The 17,479-nt window shown below is 42.4% G+C and carries 17 protein-coding genes; 7 read left to right on the forward strand and 10 right to left on the reverse strand.

The genetic code is table 11. The features are described from left to right. Nucleotides 1–5 precede the first annotated feature (5 nt). A complete protein-coding gene (locus EUAN_RS02025) occupies nucleotides 6–530 on the forward strand; it encodes a 3-isopropylmalate dehydratase small subunit (protein ID WP_071061111.1) in 525 nt (174 codons plus the stop codon). A 52-nt stretch (nucleotides 531–582) separates the two neighbouring features. Here the strand turns inward: EUAN_RS02025 and EUAN_RS02030 are convergent, their stop codons facing one another. Further along, nucleotides 583–2,589 (reverse strand): methyl-accepting chemotaxis protein, encoded by a 2,007-nt coding sequence (locus EUAN_RS02030; RefSeq protein WP_071061113.1) that lies wholly within the window; start codon nucleotides 2,587–2,589, stop codon nucleotides 583–585. A gap of 149 nt (nucleotides 2,590–2,738) precedes the next feature. Between EUAN_RS02030 and EUAN_RS02035 the strand changes: the two genes are divergently transcribed. Then, on the forward strand, nucleotides 2,739–4,043 hold the full coding sequence (locus tag EUAN_RS02035; RefSeq protein ID WP_071061115.1) for an ATP-binding protein: 1,305 nt from the start codon (nucleotides 2,739–2,741) through the stop codon (nucleotides 4,041–4,043). Nucleotides 4,044–4,112: 69 nt separating this feature from the next. Here the strand turns inward: EUAN_RS02035 and EUAN_RS02040 are convergent, their stop codons facing one another. From EUAN_RS02040 to EUAN_RS02055, 4 genes are read right to left on the reverse strand one after another with little or no spacing between them, the layout of a single operon-like run. Beyond that, complete coding sequence (locus tag EUAN_RS02040; RefSeq protein ID WP_071061238.1) at nucleotides 4,113–5,930, reverse strand: adenine deaminase; 1,818 nt, start codon at nucleotides 5,928–5,930, stop codon at nucleotides 4,113–4,115. A gap of 47 nt (nucleotides 5,931–5,977) precedes the next feature. After that, nucleotides 5,978–6,364, reverse strand: coding sequence for a GerW family sporulation protein (locus tag EUAN_RS02045; protein WP_071061117.1), 387 nt, complete (start codon nucleotides 6,362–6,364; stop codon nucleotides 5,978–5,980). A gap of 39 nt (nucleotides 6,365–6,403) precedes the next feature. Beyond that, nucleotides 6,404–7,066: a DUF2953 domain-containing protein gene (locus EUAN_RS02050; protein ID WP_071061119.1), complete on the reverse strand. Its 663-nt coding sequence runs from the start codon at nucleotides 7,064–7,066 to the stop codon at nucleotides 6,404–6,406. A gap of 48 nt (nucleotides 7,067–7,114) precedes the next feature. Further along, nucleotides 7,115–7,993: a LysR family transcriptional regulator gene (locus EUAN_RS02055; protein WP_245674419.1), complete on the reverse strand. Its 879-nt coding sequence runs from the start codon at nucleotides 7,991–7,993 to the stop codon at nucleotides 7,115–7,117. Nucleotides 7,994–8,128: 135 nt separating this feature from the next. On the opposite strand from EUAN_RS02055, the gene EUAN_RS02060 reads away from it, so the two are divergent. Both EUAN_RS02060 and EUAN_RS02065 read left to right on the forward strand, forming a co-directional pair. Next, on the forward strand, nucleotides 8,129–9,463 hold the full coding sequence (locus tag EUAN_RS02060) for an MATE family efflux transporter (protein WP_071061123.1): 1,335 nt from the start codon (nucleotides 8,129–8,131) through the stop codon (nucleotides 9,461–9,463). A gap of 31 nt (nucleotides 9,464–9,494) precedes the next feature. After that, on the forward strand, nucleotides 9,495–9,887 hold the full coding sequence (locus tag EUAN_RS02065) for a nucleoside deaminase (protein WP_071061125.1): 393 nt from the start codon (nucleotides 9,495–9,497) through the stop codon (nucleotides 9,885–9,887). A gap of 67 nt (nucleotides 9,888–9,954) precedes the next feature. Here the strand turns inward: EUAN_RS02065 and EUAN_RS02070 are convergent, their stop codons facing one another. Then, a complete protein-coding gene (locus tag EUAN_RS02070) occupies nucleotides 9,955–11,553 on the reverse strand; it encodes a methyl-accepting chemotaxis protein (protein WP_169817313.1) in 1,599 nt (532 codons plus the stop codon). 234 nt (nucleotides 11,554–11,787) lie between these two features. On the opposite strand from EUAN_RS02070, the gene EUAN_RS02075 reads away from it, so the two are divergent. Further along, complete coding sequence (locus tag EUAN_RS02075) at nucleotides 11,788–12,111, forward strand: hypothetical protein (RefSeq protein ID WP_071061129.1); 324 nt, start codon at nucleotides 11,788–11,790, stop codon at nucleotides 12,109–12,111. A 183-nt stretch (nucleotides 12,112–12,294) separates the two neighbouring features. Here the strand turns inward: EUAN_RS02075 and EUAN_RS02080 are convergent, their stop codons facing one another. From EUAN_RS02080 to EUAN_RS12915, 3 genes are all read right to left on the reverse strand, one after another. Continuing rightward, on the reverse strand, nucleotides 12,295–13,461 hold the full coding sequence (locus EUAN_RS02080; RefSeq protein ID WP_071061131.1) for an iron-containing alcohol dehydrogenase: 1,167 nt from the start codon (nucleotides 13,459–13,461) through the stop codon (nucleotides 12,295–12,297). A gap of 717 nt (nucleotides 13,462–14,178) precedes the next feature. Further along, the gene (locus EUAN_RS02085) at nucleotides 14,179–14,964 is read right to left on the reverse strand and encodes a hypothetical protein (RefSeq protein ID WP_084655658.1); all 786 of its coding nucleotides are present in this window, start codon (nucleotides 14,962–14,964) and stop codon (nucleotides 14,179–14,181) included. Between the two features lie 278 nt (nucleotides 14,965–15,242). After that, complete coding sequence (locus EUAN_RS12915) at nucleotides 15,243–15,371, reverse strand: hypothetical protein (RefSeq protein WP_281182069.1); 129 nt, start codon at nucleotides 15,369–15,371, stop codon at nucleotides 15,243–15,245. Nucleotides 15,372–15,550: 179 nt separating this feature from the next. Between EUAN_RS12915 and EUAN_RS02090 the strand changes: the two genes are divergently transcribed. Continuing rightward, nucleotides 15,551–16,342: a nuclease-related domain-containing protein gene (locus EUAN_RS02090; RefSeq protein WP_169817314.1), complete on the forward strand. Its 792-nt coding sequence runs from the start codon at nucleotides 15,551–15,553 to the stop codon at nucleotides 16,340–16,342. A gap of 227 nt (nucleotides 16,343–16,569) precedes the next feature. Continuing rightward, nucleotides 16,570–17,001: a hypothetical protein gene (locus EUAN_RS02095; RefSeq protein ID WP_071061135.1), complete on the forward strand. Its 432-nt coding sequence runs from the start codon at nucleotides 16,570–16,572 to the stop codon at nucleotides 16,999–17,001. A gap of 150 nt (nucleotides 17,002–17,151) precedes the next feature. Here the strand turns inward: EUAN_RS02095 and EUAN_RS02100 are convergent, their stop codons facing one another. After that, nucleotides 17,152–17,439 (reverse strand): DUF5316 family protein, encoded by a 288-nt coding sequence (locus EUAN_RS02100; RefSeq protein ID WP_071061136.1) that lies wholly within the window; start codon nucleotides 17,437–17,439, stop codon nucleotides 17,152–17,154. Nucleotides 17,440–17,479 lie beyond the last annotated feature (40 nt).

Here is a 17,479-nt window from a genome sequence, read left to right on the forward strand (position 1 = left end):
ATGAGATGAAGAATTTTAGTGGAAAAGTTTTATTTTTAGATAGAAGCGACATAAACACAGACGAGATAATCCCGGCTAAATACCTTACAGAGATCACAAAAGAAGCTCTTAAGCCGTACCTTCTTGAGGATCTTTCACTTCCAGGCTTCGACAACAAAAACGACATCGTGGATAAAGTGGCTGTAATCACTAGAGAGAACTTCGGCTGCGGATCTTCTAGAGAGCACGCACCTTGGGCTCTTGAGGTGAACGGAATAAACGTGGTCATAGCTGAAAACTTTGCGAGAATTTTCAGACAGAATATGTTCAACTGTGGAATGCTTGCAATAGAGCTTCCAAAAGAGACTATAGACTCTCTTTTCGCAGACTACTCTGGCGGAGAGACTTCCGTGGACATAGATGTGGAAAACGAGACTCTAACTGTGTCTTCAGCTGAAAAATCTGAGTCAATCAAGTTTGAAATCGGCGCTTTCGACAAGACGCTTGTCAAAGAAGGCGGATGGATACTTTACGCTGATAAGAATTACTAAAATTTCAGACATAAAAAACCTCCCTGATTTATTTTCAGGGAGGTTTTTCGTTCTACTCTCTTATCTTGAATATATCCATCTCTTCTATAAGCTTTTCTGAAAGTTCGTTCAGGGAATCTGCCGCCCTGGACACCTCGTCGTTTGCAAGCGACTGCTGCTCTACCGAAGCTGTAACTTCCTCAGAGGCTGCGGCTGTCTCCTGGGACACTGAAGATATGTTCTCCATTGCAGATACAACTGCTTCCTTGTCTCTGTTCATGTCCTCTATAGATCGACCCATCTCCTCTAGCTTTATGCTTATGTCCTCTATCAGTTCTGAAATAGTGTCAAACGAATGACCCACCTTGTCTACGGCCCCGTTTTGCTCGACATTTATAGCTTTAACCTCTTCCATAGCCTTTACAGTCTCGCCGCTCTTGCCCTGCACCGCCAGGATGATGTCTTTTATATCGTTTGAAGACGACTTCGACTCCTCTGCAAGCTTCCTTATCTCCTCTGCCACGACTGCAAATCCTTTCCCAGCCTCGCCTGCCCTGGCTGCCTCTATAGAAGCGTTCAGCGCAAGCAGATTCGTCTGCTCTGCAATCGAGTCTATAGCCGCTAGGATATCCCCTACCCTCGCTATGTCAGAGTCCAGCTCTATTATCTCGTTTTCTATCTGATTTGTGCTTCTGTTGTTCTGCTCTGTCTTCTTTCTGAGCTCTGAGACCACTTCCGTGCTCTCTCTATTTGTGCTGTTTATGCTCTCTACAGAGGCAAGCGTGTTTTCGGAATTAGAGCGAAGCTCCTCTAGTTTCATAGACAGCTCCGTTACAAGAGAAACTCCTCTCTCTGTGTCAGAGGCCTGCTCTGAAGCTCCATGCGCTATCTCCTCAACCGTCCTGCTGATCTCATCCGAAGATATGTTTGTAGCCTCTGCCGACTTGGCCAGCGCATGCGAAGAGCTTGAGACTTCCTTTGAAACAGACTTTATATCCGATATCAGCGCACTCAGCTTTTCTGTCATGACGTTGAAGCTCTCCGCCAACTCTCCAAGTTCGTCGTTGCTCTTTATCTCGATTTTCTCTGTAAAATCACCCTCGGCCATCTGCTTTACACCTGCCAAGAGTTTCTTTATGATTCTTATAAAGCTGTTTGAGAACAGCATAGATATCACCACTCCAAGTGCCGCTATCACAAGACCAGCCACAAGTATTGTCACTGCCATCTTGTTTATATCCTGCGCTATCTCCCCTGTTGGAATTATAGTTACAAGCTTCCAGTCTGCACCCTTTAGTCTCGTTATAAACTTAAGCTGCTCCTGCGACTCTCCCTCTGGATTTACATAGACATCTCTAAACACCTTGAAGTCTTCTTCCATGTCTATAAAGCTCTCTCTCCCTACAAACTCCGTTCCGAACTCCTGCTCCATCTTTGTGCCGACTATTACTCCGTTTCTGTCTACAAGTATCGGGAAACCTGTGTCCCCTATATTTATGCTTGAAAACTCTGCGTTTATGTCCTCTAAAGGTATATCAACCCCAACTACACCTACTAACTCTTCCCCTCTCATAATAGGTACTCCTACTGTTAAGAGCTGTTTGCCTGAACCTTCGTATAAGTCTGATATGTAAGTTTTTTTCTCCGACAATACCTTCTTAAACCACTCTTGGTCTTTTACATTTACATTTCCCACTTTGCCGCTTTTTTCTATGATGTCCATATTGCCTTGCAGATCAGCCAAGACTGCGTTCTGTGTCTTGAAACTGCTTAAAAAGCCCTTAATTCCTGATATGGCAGCCTCTCTTCGCTCTGGACTTCCATCCAAGTTGTAGTCCTTTATGGCCTGCATCTCTGAAAGCGCCTCTGTCTTCTCTACGTAGTAGCTCAGGTACTGATCTAGCGACCTTGTGAGTTCGTTCCCAAGCGCCAGGCCAAACTTTTCATACTGGCCGTTCAGGCTGTCTTCTGAGGAATTGCTTGCTATAATTCCAAGCGCTAGCGACGGCAGGATCACTAGAAGTATCATTATCCCCAAGAGTTTTGCCTTGATTGAAATCTTTTTTGATCTTTTTCTCAATAAATTCTCCCCCTCAAATAATTATATTTTAATGTCAACACAACCACAATATTATCAAATTTTTAATATTTAGTAAATAGCCATGGCTCATAACCTGATTCCATTGTCTCGCTCAAAGTGGTAGTATATTAATAAAAGGGAGTGATTTTTTGTACAGTGAAATTTCAAAACTAATAGTCTACAAGGATATAAGCAACGACAGCGTCATTTCAGGGCTTTCAGAGATATTCAGAAAGTTCGAGGGCAAGAACTTCAACAGCGAGCAGCTTGTCTCGGATATATACTCGCAGATTCACAGACTGCTTGAGATATCCACAGAGTACGGCTTCGACGACAACCTGTGGCAGAGCTACCTTGCCTTTATGATTGCAACTACCGAGACGCCTTTCAGCATGGTCTGTGAGCTGAACGGAGCAAGCGAAGGGTCTGTAAACAGCCTTGCAAAGCACGACTTCAAGCTCTTTAAAAAGCTCTTCAACTACGACTTCTCTGATATAGAGTATGCGCTCTCCATAGACTGCTTCTCCACAATATGCAGCTACAAAGCTGTGAAAAAGGACAGCAGGAAGTACAACGAGTCTGTAAGCGTAAAAGTCAAAAACCTGAGAGATGCCATAAGAGATGCTAGTGATGAAGACGAGATCTTTCTGGCTGTCACAGAGTTCTACAGGCAATACGGCGTGGGAACCCTGGGACTGAACAAGGCTTTCCGTCTGAAAGAGGGCTCCTCAGAGCTTGAGCCTATAAGCAATACACAGGAAGTCTATCTTGACGACCTTATAGGCTACGAAATCCAGAAGAAGACTCTAGTGGAGAATACCGAGGCTTTTGTCTCTGGCAGAAAGGCCAACAATGTGCTTCTTTTCGGGGACAGCGGAACAGGTAAGTCCACTAGCATAAAGGCCATACTGAACGAGTACTACGACCAGGGGCTCAGAATCATAGAGATTTACAAGCACCAGTTTAAACACCTTTCAAATATAATAGCCAGCGTAAAGAACAGAAACTACAGATTTATAATCTACATGGATGATCTGTCCTTCGAGGACTTCGAGATAGAGTACAAATACCTTAAAGCTGTGATCGAAGGCGGGCTCGAGATAACGCCTGAAAACATACTCATATACGCCACTTCCAACAGAAGGCATCTTATAAAGGAAAACTGGTCAGACAGGGAGGACGTGGTCACACAAGGCGGCCTTCATCAGTCCGACTCCATGGAAGAGAAGCTTTCGCTTGTGAACCGCTTTGGAATCACCATAAACTACTCCAAGCCTTCACGATCTGAATACCTCGAGATAGTGAGAAAGCTTGCAGAAAAGCATCCTGAAATAGCCATGTCTGAAGACGAGCTTGCGGCCGAGGCCAATAAGTGGGAGCTTTGGCATGGAGGGATCTCCGGAAGAACTGCACAGCAGTTTATAAACTACCTCTTGGGGAAAGCTTCTGAATAATTTTCATAAAAATATATGCGTAAAAAAGAGATGCCTTTTAAAGAGGCATCTCTTTTTGACTTCTAAAGTCTACTTTACTGGCTCTACAGAGGGAAGCACTCTGTAGTTTTCCACATCTACTACTCCCTTGTCTGTTATCTTCCACTTAGGGCTTGTCGCAAGCGACAGGAACGCCAAATGCATAAACGGCGCAGGCACATCGCATCCAAGCTCTTTCTTGACTATGTCGTGAAGCTCTATAGTCTTGTCTACAAGCTCTGGACCTGTAAGCTCGTCTGTCATAAGTCCGCATATCCTAAGCGGCATGTCGGCTATAACTTCTCCGCCTTTTGCTACTGCAACTCCACCCTGCATCTCTATTACACGGTTTACAGCCAAGGCCATGTCCTCGTAGTTTGTTCCTATAACTATCAGATTGTGGGTGTCGTGCGAAACAGTCTCTGCGAAAGCGCCCTCTTCTATATTGAATCCCTTTATGAAGGACTTTCCTATGTCAGCCTGTCCATGTCTTCCAACCACCGCGACAGGAAGTAGATCCTCCTCGTTCGACTGCACAAAGCCGTCCACCACAGGAAGCTTCACTCTGTACTTCTCTGACAGGTTTTGAAGCACTATAAGCCCAACGCAGTTCGCCATCACCTCGTCTTCGTCTGAAGCTATCTTTAAGTCGTCTGGAGATATCTTGTCTCTTAAAACTGTATGCTTTACTTCTTCAGGGTAAGTGTAAGACTGCAGGTCTATAAGCAGCTCTCCGTTTTCAGCCACATGCTCGCCCTTTAGGTATACGCTTGTGACGTTCATATCTGAGAGCTCCCCGCTTATCACGTTTATGTCGGCATACTTTCCTGGAGCCAGTATCCCTATCTCGCTTAGCCCGTTCCAAGTAGAGGCGTTTATAGTCGCCATCTGTATAGCTTCAGCAGGCTCTACCCCTTCGGCTATAGTCCTTCTTATTATGTCGTTCATATGGCCTTTCTTTATGATGTCCTCCGCCAGCATGTCATCCGTTGCAAGAAGCGCCCTTCTAGAGTCCATCTTTTCTTCTGTTATGGCCCTTATGCACTCCGGCATATTGCTCTGGGTGGAACCCTCTCTCATCAGCACGTGAACACCATATCTCAGCTTTTCAACGCACTCCTCTTTAGAAGTAGTCTCATGGCAGGATATGTCTGTTCCGCCGCATATTATATGCGAAGCCAGTTCCGCTCCGAATATCTCTGCCGCGTTTCCATCCACTTTCATGCCCTTAGATCTCGCATAGACTGTGGAAGCTATGGTGTCCTTCACGACGTCGTACTTGTTGTCGTATACAAACTTCATGCCTGTAACTCCCTGTATCTCCCCTATCCCAGTCACCTTAGGGTATTCCAGCATCTCCGGTATATCCCTAGAGTCCAGATTCCTTCCAGCTGTCTCAAGCCCAGGGCAGTCCGGCGTCAGTGCAGGCACTCTCAGATACACGTGGTGCGGCAGTGTTGCGCACTCCTCCGCCATAGCCTTTATGGCAGTCTTTCCGAACACGTTTCCAACCTCGTGCGGGTCTGAAATAAGGCATGTAGTTCCCGTAGGGAGCGAAAGCCTTGTAAACTCCGTAGCTGTAAGCATGGCCGACTCGAAGTGCATATGCGAGTCTATAAAGCCCGGGGTTATATGTTTTCCGCTTACGTCTACAACCTCTGTACTCTCGCCTATCAGCTTCGAGCAGTCCCCAACCATAAGTATATACTCACCTGATATGGCCACATCGGCCTCGTATATCTCTCTGGTGATCACGTTTACAACTTTTCCTCCCTTGAGCACCTTGTCTGCAAACACCCTGTCCGACATAAGCGCATCTACACATCCAAGTCTGTCTGCTACAAGCTTCAGTTCTTTTGTATCTATCATCTTTATTCCTCCACCTATGAATTTATATTTTATCTTCACTTTCAAGTTTACTCGGATTCAGACTCAGCTTTTGACTCTTTTTCACTCTTTATATTTATCTGGGACAATATGTCCGGCACCTTCTCCATCAGCTTCTCAAGGTTGGCCTTACCTTTTACAGGCATCATGGTCACCTCTCCCTTGTTTATGACTAGCACAGAGTCTGGACTGATCTTCGCTCCTGCTCCAAGTCCTGAGCCTGATCCTTCTTCAGACTTCTCCGGATCCTTTCCAGATCCTCCCCCCATTCCGCATCCAAATGAAACAGTTATAAGCGGCACTATAGTGACTTCCCCGATAGTCATAGGCTCTCCTACAACCGTCTCGGTCTTTAAAAACTTTTCAAGCTGCGTAAAAAGCGTCTCCATATTCTGTCCTATAGATGATCTTTCCATTTTGAATTCCTCCTCAGTGTATTAATTCCTATTTCCCAACTACTTCCCATTTGCGAATACAAGCTTTCTGACAGGCTTTTTCAACACAGTCGATATGGCCAGCAAAGCCAGCCTTCCTAGGCTGAATCTGCCATAGAACTCCGCTTGAACATCCACCGATTCGCCTGTAAATTCAGGATAGAGCCTTATATCTGCACTTTTGAAAACTGACTCTGCTATAGCCACTAGTCCAGACACCATGCCTGTCATAGCCGGGTCCTCGAATCCATATCTTCCGTGGATTCCAATGTAGTCTGGCCCTAGCGCCTTGTGCAGTTTGGCCAGGAGATCTTTTCCGATTTTCATCAGCTCTCTTATCTCTAAGTCTCTCTTTCCTAGATTCTTTTTTTCTTTCTTTTTCTTTCTCTTGGACTCTTTTATCTCCAGCTCTTTATCTCCCAATACCCCGGACGATACAGTCCTTTTGAACAAGAAAAGCTCATAACGCTTTTCCTCTTTTATCGAGATGCCGATGCCTAGAAGTCCAAAAGCCCATTCAAGCTTCCCATCTCCGCTGAGGCCATCCCCATTGAAAGCTATCCGTCCTCTGTATGAAAAAGGTACAACCAAGAGCAGCATCAGTGCCGCTAGAAAAAAACCTAGAATCCAAAGCAGTGCAAGTGCGATTTTAGTCAAGACAACCACTCTATCACCTTCTTTCAAGCGAATATGTTTATGTTATACCCATATGCACCCCTATCTCACATGGCTCTAAGCTCTTTTTTTCAGCAAGTCTATAAAGTTTCTAGAGGCCTTTGACAGGTATCGGTCCTTCAGCCATACAAGCCCAGATGTTGCAATAAAGCTGTCGTCGTCAATCTCAAAAGCTTTAATGCCATGTCCTCTGTGAACTTTCAGTATAGACTCTGGAACTATGGTGCTCCCAAATCCGCTAGACACTAGCTCCAGCAAAGATACAATGTCAGAGCACTCGCAAATTATGTTGGCTTCAAGATGGCGTTTTGAAAACTGCTCCAGTATTCGGCTGTACAGCCCTAGCCCCTCTGTGCTTGGGATCATCAGAGGGAAGTCTTTTATCTCACTGTATGAAATTCTTTCAGAGTATATCTCTTCTGTTTCAGACGTTAAAAAATAGAATTTCTCAGGCTTGAAATGAAGTATGGAAAAATCCCTCAAGTCGACTGGAAGCCTTACGATTGCAAGCTCTATTGAACGCTCCCTGAGCAACTTGCACAGCTGACCAGACTCATTTTGCTGTATCTTGTACGTCACATCAGGATAGAGCTTCTGGAACTCTCTAAGTACTCCTGAAAGCTTGTGATATGAAAGTGTATTTACTCCTACAAGAAGCTTACCTTTCATTCCACCGCCTATTTCCTTCACTTGGGCGCTTGACTCCTCCATAAGCTCCGATATCTTCAAGGCATTTTCGTAGAGGGCCTTTCCCGCCTCTGTAAGTTCAAGGTACTTTCCCTCTCTGCTGACTAGCTTTACTCCCAGTTCAGACTCCATAAGCCCCAACTGCTGGCTCAGCGGAGGCTGTGTCATATTGAGCTTTTTGGCCGCCGCTGTTATCTGCCTTTCTTCAGCGATGGCAATGAAGTATTTTAGCTGCCTTATGTCCATCATATTCACCTCTCTATGTATATGTAAATCATATGGATTATCAATATAATCAATATTTTTAGTATATATAAGTATATGCTATCATAAGTTAAAGCTCAAGTTTGCGCTTATAATTTCAGTGACGAGGAGGATCAAAAAATGACGATGGATATGAGAGTTGGAAATTCCACAAAGCTAATGCTTAAATTCACTTTTCCCATGCTTGTCGGCAATATTTTTCAACAGATATACAGCATGGTAGACTCTATTGTAGTCGGCAAGTTCGTAGGCAAAAATGCTCTTGCTGCCGTTGGGTCATCTTTTGCCCTTGTCAACTTTGCCACTTTGGTGATTATAGGGCTGTGCATGGGGAGTTCTGTGGTCATATCACAGTATCTCGGAGCTGAAGACTATAGGTCGCTGAAAAAATCTATTTCTACAGCTTTTGTGTTCATACTCGGGATATCCATAGCTCTGTCAGTCGGAGCCTTTGTATTTTCAGAGCCACTTCTAGTGCTCATTAAAACACCTCCGGAAATACTGAAGAACTCTGTGGACTACATTCGAATCGTATTTGCCGGATTGATATTTATATCGCTTTACAACTTGTCTTCAGCTGTTTTGAGAGCTATCGGCGACTCTGTAACACCCCTATATTTTCTTGTAGTCGCTTCTGTAGTCAATATAGTGCTCGATATAGTATTCGTCGTAAAGTTTAACATGGGTGTGTCTGGAGTTGCATTTGCAACTGTAATATCACAGGCGATCGCTTCAATTTTGAGTCTGGTGTATGCCTTCTCAAAAGTTCCGGTGCTGAAGATGGATTCAGAGGACATGGTCTTTTGCAGAAAGCTATTCCCGACTATAGCAAAGTACAGCTTGTTAGCGTCCATACAGCAGTCCATTGTAGCAATAGGAATCGTGGCTGTCCAAGGGCTTGTAAATACCTTTGGGGCCAATGTAATGGCCGCTTTTACAGCTGCTGTAAAGATCGACGCCTTAGCATACCTCCCTGTCCAAGATTTTGGAAATGCCTTTTCCACTTATGTGGCCCAAAACGTGGGCGGTGGAAAAGTTGAGCGCTTGAGAGAAGGAGTGCGCTCAGCGGTGAAGATAATCATTGTGTTCTGCATAGTCGCATCTGTTCTTATAATCGGGCTTTCAGAGCATTTTATGAAGATGTTCGTTCACCCCAGCGAGGTCGAAGTTATAGAGCTTGGAACTCAGTATATATCTATCGTTGGCTTGTTCTACACATTGATAGGATTTCTGTTTATGTTCTATGGATTTTTCAGAGGTGCAGGCAGCTTGAATATGTCTATCGTACTGACCGTCATATCGCTAGGAACCAGAGTTCTGATGGCCTATACGCTGTCTTCCATTCCGTCTGTCGGAGAGAAAGGAATCTGGTGGTCTATCCCTATTGGATGGGCTCTAGCAGATATAATAGGTTTCCTAGCCTATAAGCGTGGCCGCTGGGAGCGCACTATTTAATTAAACTGATTATTTATTAGGAGGAGATAATATGCCACAAATAGAATTTATAGAAAAAGCTGTCGAATTGGCAACAGAGAACGAGTCGTTGCATGGAGGATTGCCCTATGGGGCTGTCGTCGTAAAAGACGGCAAAATCGTTGGAATGGGTGTAAACGAAGTCGTACAGACTGGCGACCCCACTGCCCATGCGGAGATGCTGGCTATCAGAAGCGCCTGCGCAAAGCTGGATACTCCTGATCTTTCGGGATATGAGCTTTATGCCAGTGCACATCCCTGCGCCATGTGTCTAGGTGCGATATACTACTCGAATATCAGAAGCGTGTACTACAGAGAGCCTCGCAATTCAAGCCAAGATTATGTATACGGCGAGCTAAAGCTAGACGACGACAAAAGAGCAGTCCGAATGATCAGATTGCCATAAACTAAGTGGAAAAAGCCCAGCAGTTCGACTGCTGGGCTTTTTGGATTGTCGCTTTGTAGTATTCAATTTAGCTGAATTTTTCAATGCTCTTGTACATATCCTGTGAAAGCTGCTTGAGCGTGCTAGACGTATTAGACAGCTCGGCCATAGAGGCTGTCTGCTGCTCTACAGAGGCAGCTGCTTCCTCAGTTCCTGCGGCATTTTCCTCGGAGATGGCCGATAGATTGGATATAAGCTCGACCAAGTCTTCTTTTTTGCTTACCATATCGGCTCCTGATCTGCTCAGTGAATCTATTATAGACATAACCTTGTCTATCGACTCAGATATTCCGGCAAACTTGACATTTGTCTCTTCCACTTGATCTACCTGATCTTCAACAAGCTTCTCCATTTCGCCTATAGTGCTTACAGAGTTTTCAGTTTTCATTGATAATTCCTCTATCACCTTCAGTATTTCTTCTGTAAAGCTGGTGGAATCCTCGGCGAGCTTCCTGATCTCGTCGGCTACAACTGCAAAGCCCTTCCCAGCTTCTCCAGCTCTGGCAGCTTCTATGGCGGCATTTAAAGCCAGTAGATTTGTCTGGTCGGCTATGTTTCTTATCATTTGACTTGCCTCCGATACAGACTTTACCCTTTCGCTAGTGTCGAGTATGACTTCATATATTTCTTTGGAAGCCCTGCTGCTCTGATCTGTCTTTTCGACCAGATGCTTCAAGATCTCAACACCTTCGTCTTTTAAGCTCCTCACTTCTATAGCTGCAGTATCCAGTTCGTCCACAAGCCTTTGGTCCTCGGCGATTATATCCCCAAGCATATTTACGCTTGCAGTGCCTTCCTCAATTTCCTTGGCTTGCTCAGTCGCTCCCTCGGCCATTTCATCCACAGCTTTTGAAACTTCCTCTGAAGCCATGTGCATTTGACTGCTGCTTTCAGCTAGAGATTCCGAAAGACTGGCAAGCTGCTTTGAATTCTGAGATACATCCTTGACCAGCTCTTTTATACTCTCCATTATCCTCTTGACTCCTTTAGACAGTGAGCCTATTTCATCTTTTCTCTCAGTAAAGTCACTTGAGATAGTTCCCTCCAGATCAAGCTCCTCTATAGCTCCTATCAGGTACTTTAGTGGCCTAGATATGGCTCTAGAACTTATGAGCAAAATCCCTCCAAGTATTGCCAAGTTCACCAAGAGCAGCACCAGCTGAAATGACTTGAGTATCGACACAGCTCTTTGTGAATAAGACTCTGCAGATGATACAGCCTTGTTTGTAAGCTCGAAGAACGTCTCACTGTCTGCCAGCAGCTTTTTCTGATCTCCACTGGCTCTGCTGGCATCTATCTCTTGCTTCAGCTCTTCCCATCCTGACTTTACCGCCTCCATATCGGCTATAAAGTTTTCGTCATGAGGAACAGGAAGCTGTAGCTCCTCGCTTCCGCTTAGCAGCCCTTCTATGTTTTTTTCAACTGCACTTATTATCTTGCTGTTGTCCTCTCCAGCGAGCTCAAGCTTTATGGCTCTCTGCGTGCCTCCTCTTACAATTCCTGCCTGGTTTACAACCCTTCCGTCTCCAGACATATTCTCTAGCTGATAAAACACCATCGCCGTACCGGACAGTGTTGTCAATGCGAGTACAGCTAAAAATAACTTGAGTTTCGTACTGATTTTCAAATCCATTACCTCCCCCTGTTTGTTTTTCGGATAATTATATCATACTATTCGCATACATATACCTTATTATTTTTCATCGAAATGTAGTATTCTGAAAAAATTAAGCCTGTCGTAATTTCTCGATGAGTCGGTCTGCTTACTTTGCGCTAAATAAAATATATGACAAGCTTTTCAGCAAATCCAATCTAATATATACTATATATATCGAAATTATATATATTGGAGGGACAAAATATGTTAGAAAAACTATCGAAATTAGTAGATCTTTCAAGTAAGCCAGTTGGCTACTTAGATGGTAAAGAAATTCAGGTTTTAGCCATAGTTGAAGAAAATCCAAGTAGCAATACTTATTTTTTAAGAATTAAAACCGACAAAGAGACTTTAAGTGAACTCGACAAGACAATCGACACTAAGCCTGTTTCTTTTGCTATCTCAATTAAAGATGGCGGTGAATTTTCTTTTGATATAGATATTATTCGAAAGTATACTAGGGCACCGGCTGATCTTGAAGACAAAGTATATAACAGCCACTATGTTGTAAAAGAAAGTGTGCTATAGATATAGACTAGGCAATCCCATATGGGGTTGCTTTTTTGCTTGCTATTGGCATATTTGCGTAATAAGATTACTTTAACGGAGGCAATATTTAATAAATCAAAGGAAGACTTTATTATAAAAAATTGCACCTCCAAGCATTAGGTTTTACCTAACACTGGAGGTGCAATTAATATATTTTCTGGATTAGAAGTTTACTTTCTCTCCGTTGTAAGTGCAGATGAAAAGCTGCTTCATCTCTTCTACAGATATCTCCCTTGGATTTGTGCCAGTACAAGGGTCTCCCACTGCTCCGGCAGCTATTTCGTTGAGACTGCTGTTGAAGTCCTCTTCGCTTACTCCGAACTCCTTAAGTGTTGACGGTATATTCATCTCTTTGTTGAAGTCTTGTACCATCTCTACAAGTGAGTCAACAAGCTCGTCTTCACTGCTTCCTGCAAGTCCAAGTCTTCTTGCTATGTCAGCATATATTGCTCCCGCCTCTTTTCTGTTGAAATCTATCACGTAAGGAAGGTATATTGCATTGGCACATCCATGAGGTATGCTGAATATCTTTCCTGTCTTGTGAGCCATGCTGTGTACTATTCCAAGTATTGCATTCGAGAATGACATTCCAGCAAGGCACTGAGCTATATGCATTTCGCTTCTAGCGTCCCTGTCTCCTTTGTAAGACTCTATAAGGTTCTCTTTTATCATCTCTATAGACTTCATAGCGAGTGCGTCTGTAAAAGCGTTTCTAACTGTTGACGCATATGCCTCGAATGAGTGTGTAAGTGCGTCCATTCCAGTATGAGCCACAAGGCTTGCAGGCATAGTCTGAGCCATGTCTGTGTCCACTATCGCCATGTCCGGAGTTATGTTGTAGTCCGCTATAGGGTATTTCACTCCAGTCTTGTTGTCTGTGATGACAGAGAACGATGTAACCTCAGTTCCTGTCCCGCTTGTAGTTGGTATAGCCACAAATCTAGCCTTTGTTCTCAGTGTTGGCAGGTTGAAAGGCTTGGCCGCCTCTTCGAAAGTGAAGTTAGGGTGTTCGTAGAATATCCACATTGCCTTAGCGGCATCTATTGGAGATCCCCCTCCTATTCCAACTATAAGGTCAGGGCCGAACTCGTTCAGAACTTCAACACCTTTCATAACTGTCTCTACCGATGGATCAGACTCAACGCCTTCTATGACTCTAGTCTCTATTCCCGCTTCCTTGAGGTTGTTTTCTATCTTCTCAAGCACTCCTGTAGTTCTTATAGCTCCTCCTCCTATAACGAGAACAGCCTTCTTAGCTTCCAGGTTTTTAAGCTCCGATATAACTCCCTCTCCAAAGTATACGTCTCTTGGTACTGTAAATCTTGCCATTTTAAATCTCCTCCTCATGGTTTCATTTTATTTGAATTTAAGTTTTTTATCGCATGTGTCCTTCGACAATTCTTATTATACGGGCTCGCTGAAACATAGTGAAGAAGGCACTTTTCGGTATGGCAGTTCCCAAAAGGTATGAATTTAGTATTGGAGCTGAAATATTTTGAAAAGTTTTTTGAAATAGGAGTACAGTTCACACTACCGACATATTACTGGCAAATAAACATCACAGTAAATGGAATAAAAAAGATTACTTGCAATATCTAACGACTAAGAATTCTTTTTAATATATATTCTCAATGCTTTTATAATTAATACTGCTATATAGATGCCTAGTCCTAATAATGCAACATATATAACTAATAGCATATAGGGGAGTATCGATGGCATAATACCTATTTCCACTAGTCCTCACCTCTCTTTTAAATTCATATTTTCTAACCACTGTGAACTACCCATAGTATAGCCAATTTCCAGAGGAAACCCAAATGTTCCCATTGCCAAATATCACAAAAGGCTTACCCTTTGTCCTAGAGTAAATAGCCATTCTCAAAGTCTGCTTTTACACTTTAGTGAAATCCCATATCTAAAACGACCCTTTAGGGATAGTTTAAGGTTATCAATTTTCTACCCAGTATATCCAGTCGCCAGAAGTCCGTATTTTGCTTGTTTTAATTTCTTAGCGTATAATTTGTCGGAAATGCTGGCTCTACCCTACTTAAAAATCTTAATTGTTTCCGTCAGACAAGCTGTTCCCTCAGGAATATTTAAATAGCCATCATCATTTAGTTTAAATTCTTTTCCGTCTATTATAAATAGAGAGTCTTTTGTATAGCCCTCTTTAAAAAAGTTGCTAGTATTAAATGCGTGCCTATGCCCTTCTGATTGATGTTTTGAATATATCTTGCCGTTTTCTAATAAGTAAAATTCATTAGTCTTGCTTCCATTTTTGATTTTAAAAAATCCTGGCTCGATGCCAACACGCGAAAGTATGTCCTTAGCTTCATTTTCTTTATAACTTAAATTGACTAATAGGGCGGTACTATCTCTTGACAGATAAGTGAAAAATTTTTCTATTCTATCAATTTCTTTTAGATGTGATGTAGCAATTGAGTCTGAGCTAATTCCCAACTCAATGAAAGGCATAGTTACATGACCATATTCGTCAGTAGTTAAAATCATTTTTTCTCCATTGCTGCTCTGGAAGTTGTAGTATGTACCTTTTTTAAACTCAAGAATATTATCTTTTGATTTTAAAAGATTTGTTTCTTCATCATTCACTCTTTTCATAGAGATGATTTTTTCATAATTAAGACTGAGCTGTTGTGCCGTATTCGAAATGAAAACACTGTCTCTTTTATTTTGAAAATAGCTAGATTTCGAATGATTGTTATAATGTTTATTCAATGCCTTAGTGTTAGAGTGCGTAGACTTGTTACCAGTAAGATTATTATAATTGTTTATGCTCATTAGTAATTTAAAGTTATCATTTAATTTCAATAGAGCCACTCCTTTTTATTGAAGTATTGGATAGTTATATTGCTGTTTTACTAAATCTCTCAATAACTCTATCGCCCTGTTTTAGAAAAAGATTACACTTAATCTTATTTGGTGTCTCGCCAACATTTCCGACAAAACTCAGGCTAAGACATATTTTGATAATAAACGAGGAAAACTAAGTACTTATCAAATTATCGACAATATGACTACTACTAGTAAAGCTAATCGATTTAAAGTAACTTTCTTTTTCAAAGTGCCATCTCCTTTCAATCAAAATATCAAACAACTCCAAGCGCTTTAACAATCATTTCAGCGACCTTTGATCTTGTGGCATCGCTGAAGGCATTTCCGATGGTCCCGATGCACAGTATCAGAGAAGCTGTGACTAGAGCCAGTTTTATTTTCAATTCCCAAAACCCCTTTTTAAGCGTATTACAATATCTTACTATAAAGGGCCTCTGTGGTCAAAAGACGGTTTTAAGGTGGACAGAGAACAATAATTGGTTATAAGTTTCCAGCTGGGTATACTATATCTGTAAGGCATAAGTCAATATATGTAAAGGGGATGAAAGAGATGATTTTAAAGGTGCTACTGTTTAGTATAGCGGCATTTATGCTCATGTCGTTTATATTAAAGAGGATCTTGGAAGACGAGGAGCAAGTCAAAAAAACCGAAGAAGCTGTAAAAGATAAAAAGCCTGTGGAAACTAGAACTAGGCCTTTGAACACTGGCTATAAAGAAGATATATACTATGATACAGAATTACCGTACAGGAATGTCAGTGAAGCCGATATAAAGGGTGCCAAGGGGGAATGTGACATATTCAGACTGTTGAAGAATGAAGGAGAGTCCAGGATACTGATGAACACATATATAAAAGCTGACGGAAAGCCCTCAGAAATAGACTTGATAGCCATAAACAGAAGTGGAATACATGTATTCGAGTCCAAGAACTACAGTGGCTGGATATTTGGAAACGAGAAAGACAAGATGTGGACTCAGCTCTTGAGAAAAGACAAAAAATACCGCTTCTACAATCCAATAAGGCAGAACAGGGGTCATATAGGGGCGATAGACAGTCTTTTCAAAGGAAGGTACAGAGACAGAACTTTCTCCTACATAGTATTCGGTAAAAGCTGTGAGCTGAAGAGTGTATCCTACAATCCTGAGAAAAGCGTGGTCGGAACACTAAAGGAATTCAACACTATATACAGAAAGATAGCCCAGCTTCCAAAGCTACTGAGCGAGGGAGAAGTCGATTATATATACAGCACACTAGAAAAGCTGAGCGGACACAATGTGCCTAAGAGCGTAAAGGAGGAGCATCTCGACTATGTGGAGGGACTGAAAGAGAATGAGTGCCAGATGAGACAATAGAGATACTTAAAAAAAGTGTCTCTTTTTTTGCGAACATAAAGGCAAGCCTCTAGAATTGAGGTGCATCCATACAGGGGCCTAAAGGTGTCCTTTAGTACCCTATGGATAAAGTACGAACGTACATCCGCCTATTCCCCACACGAAAGTAGGTCGTAAATATATATTAAAATATGCCCCATATACAGTTATAATATAATTATGGATACATGAAAGGAGTTTTTCAAGTTTTGTACACAATTAGCGATTTAGTTAGAAAACATACAGCCAATAAAGCTACCGAACATTATCGATTCGGGCAAGAGCACGATGAAAGCGAGGCAAAATCCACATATGATGCTGGGCCAGATACGCTTGATGAAGAGTCGGATTCGAACCAAGAAGAAATCAATCAATCGTCCCATGCTTACCGCGATACATCGTCGGACGCTGACTACAGGGGGATTAATGCGGATACACTGCTGAATATAATGCATCAGAAAGATGCAGAGATTGAGAGACTTCACAGTGTAATTCAAAGCCTTAATAGCAATCTCGAAAAGGCGCTGGAGCTGAACAACAACAGTCAAATTTTGCTCCTGAACAAGCAGATAGCATCGGACAAGGAAAGCAAGGTCGGAGAAGCGGGCTTCTGGGGCAGGCTTTTCAGGAAAGGCAGATAATGAAAACATAAAAACAAGGCCGCTCTTGACACTCCCCATAGCTAAAGTTATCAAGACCTAATTTAATATAAATCCTAAAAAACAAGAGGACTAACATATCATACATATAAGATATATTAGTCCCCTTCCAAATTGCTGGCTCGCAATATACTAAGTTTGTGAAAAATAATATATTATCAATACTACTATGCTAGGCAGGCCAAACATAGCTAGTTTAAATGCTCTGTTTATTCTACTATCACTCTCTTTCTCTGTTTCCACAGCAGTCCTTCTATAAATATTGTCACTCATTAACCCAGAAAATATTCCTCCTAGCACTATACTTCCAAATCCTAAAATCTGCATCCCATAAAGAAATACGGCCTCACTCTTCATTACAAACGAAGCCACTAGAACAAAAATCATTGATATCAGCCCAGCTATAAAAAACTTTACCATGTGTCACTCCCCCTTAATTCATATTATCTAAAGTTTATGA

The organism is Andreesenia angusta, assembly GCF_001855385.1.
In the GTDB taxonomy this organism is placed as follows: Bacteria; Bacillota; Clostridia; order Tissierellales; family Gottschalkiaceae; genus Andreesenia; species Andreesenia angusta.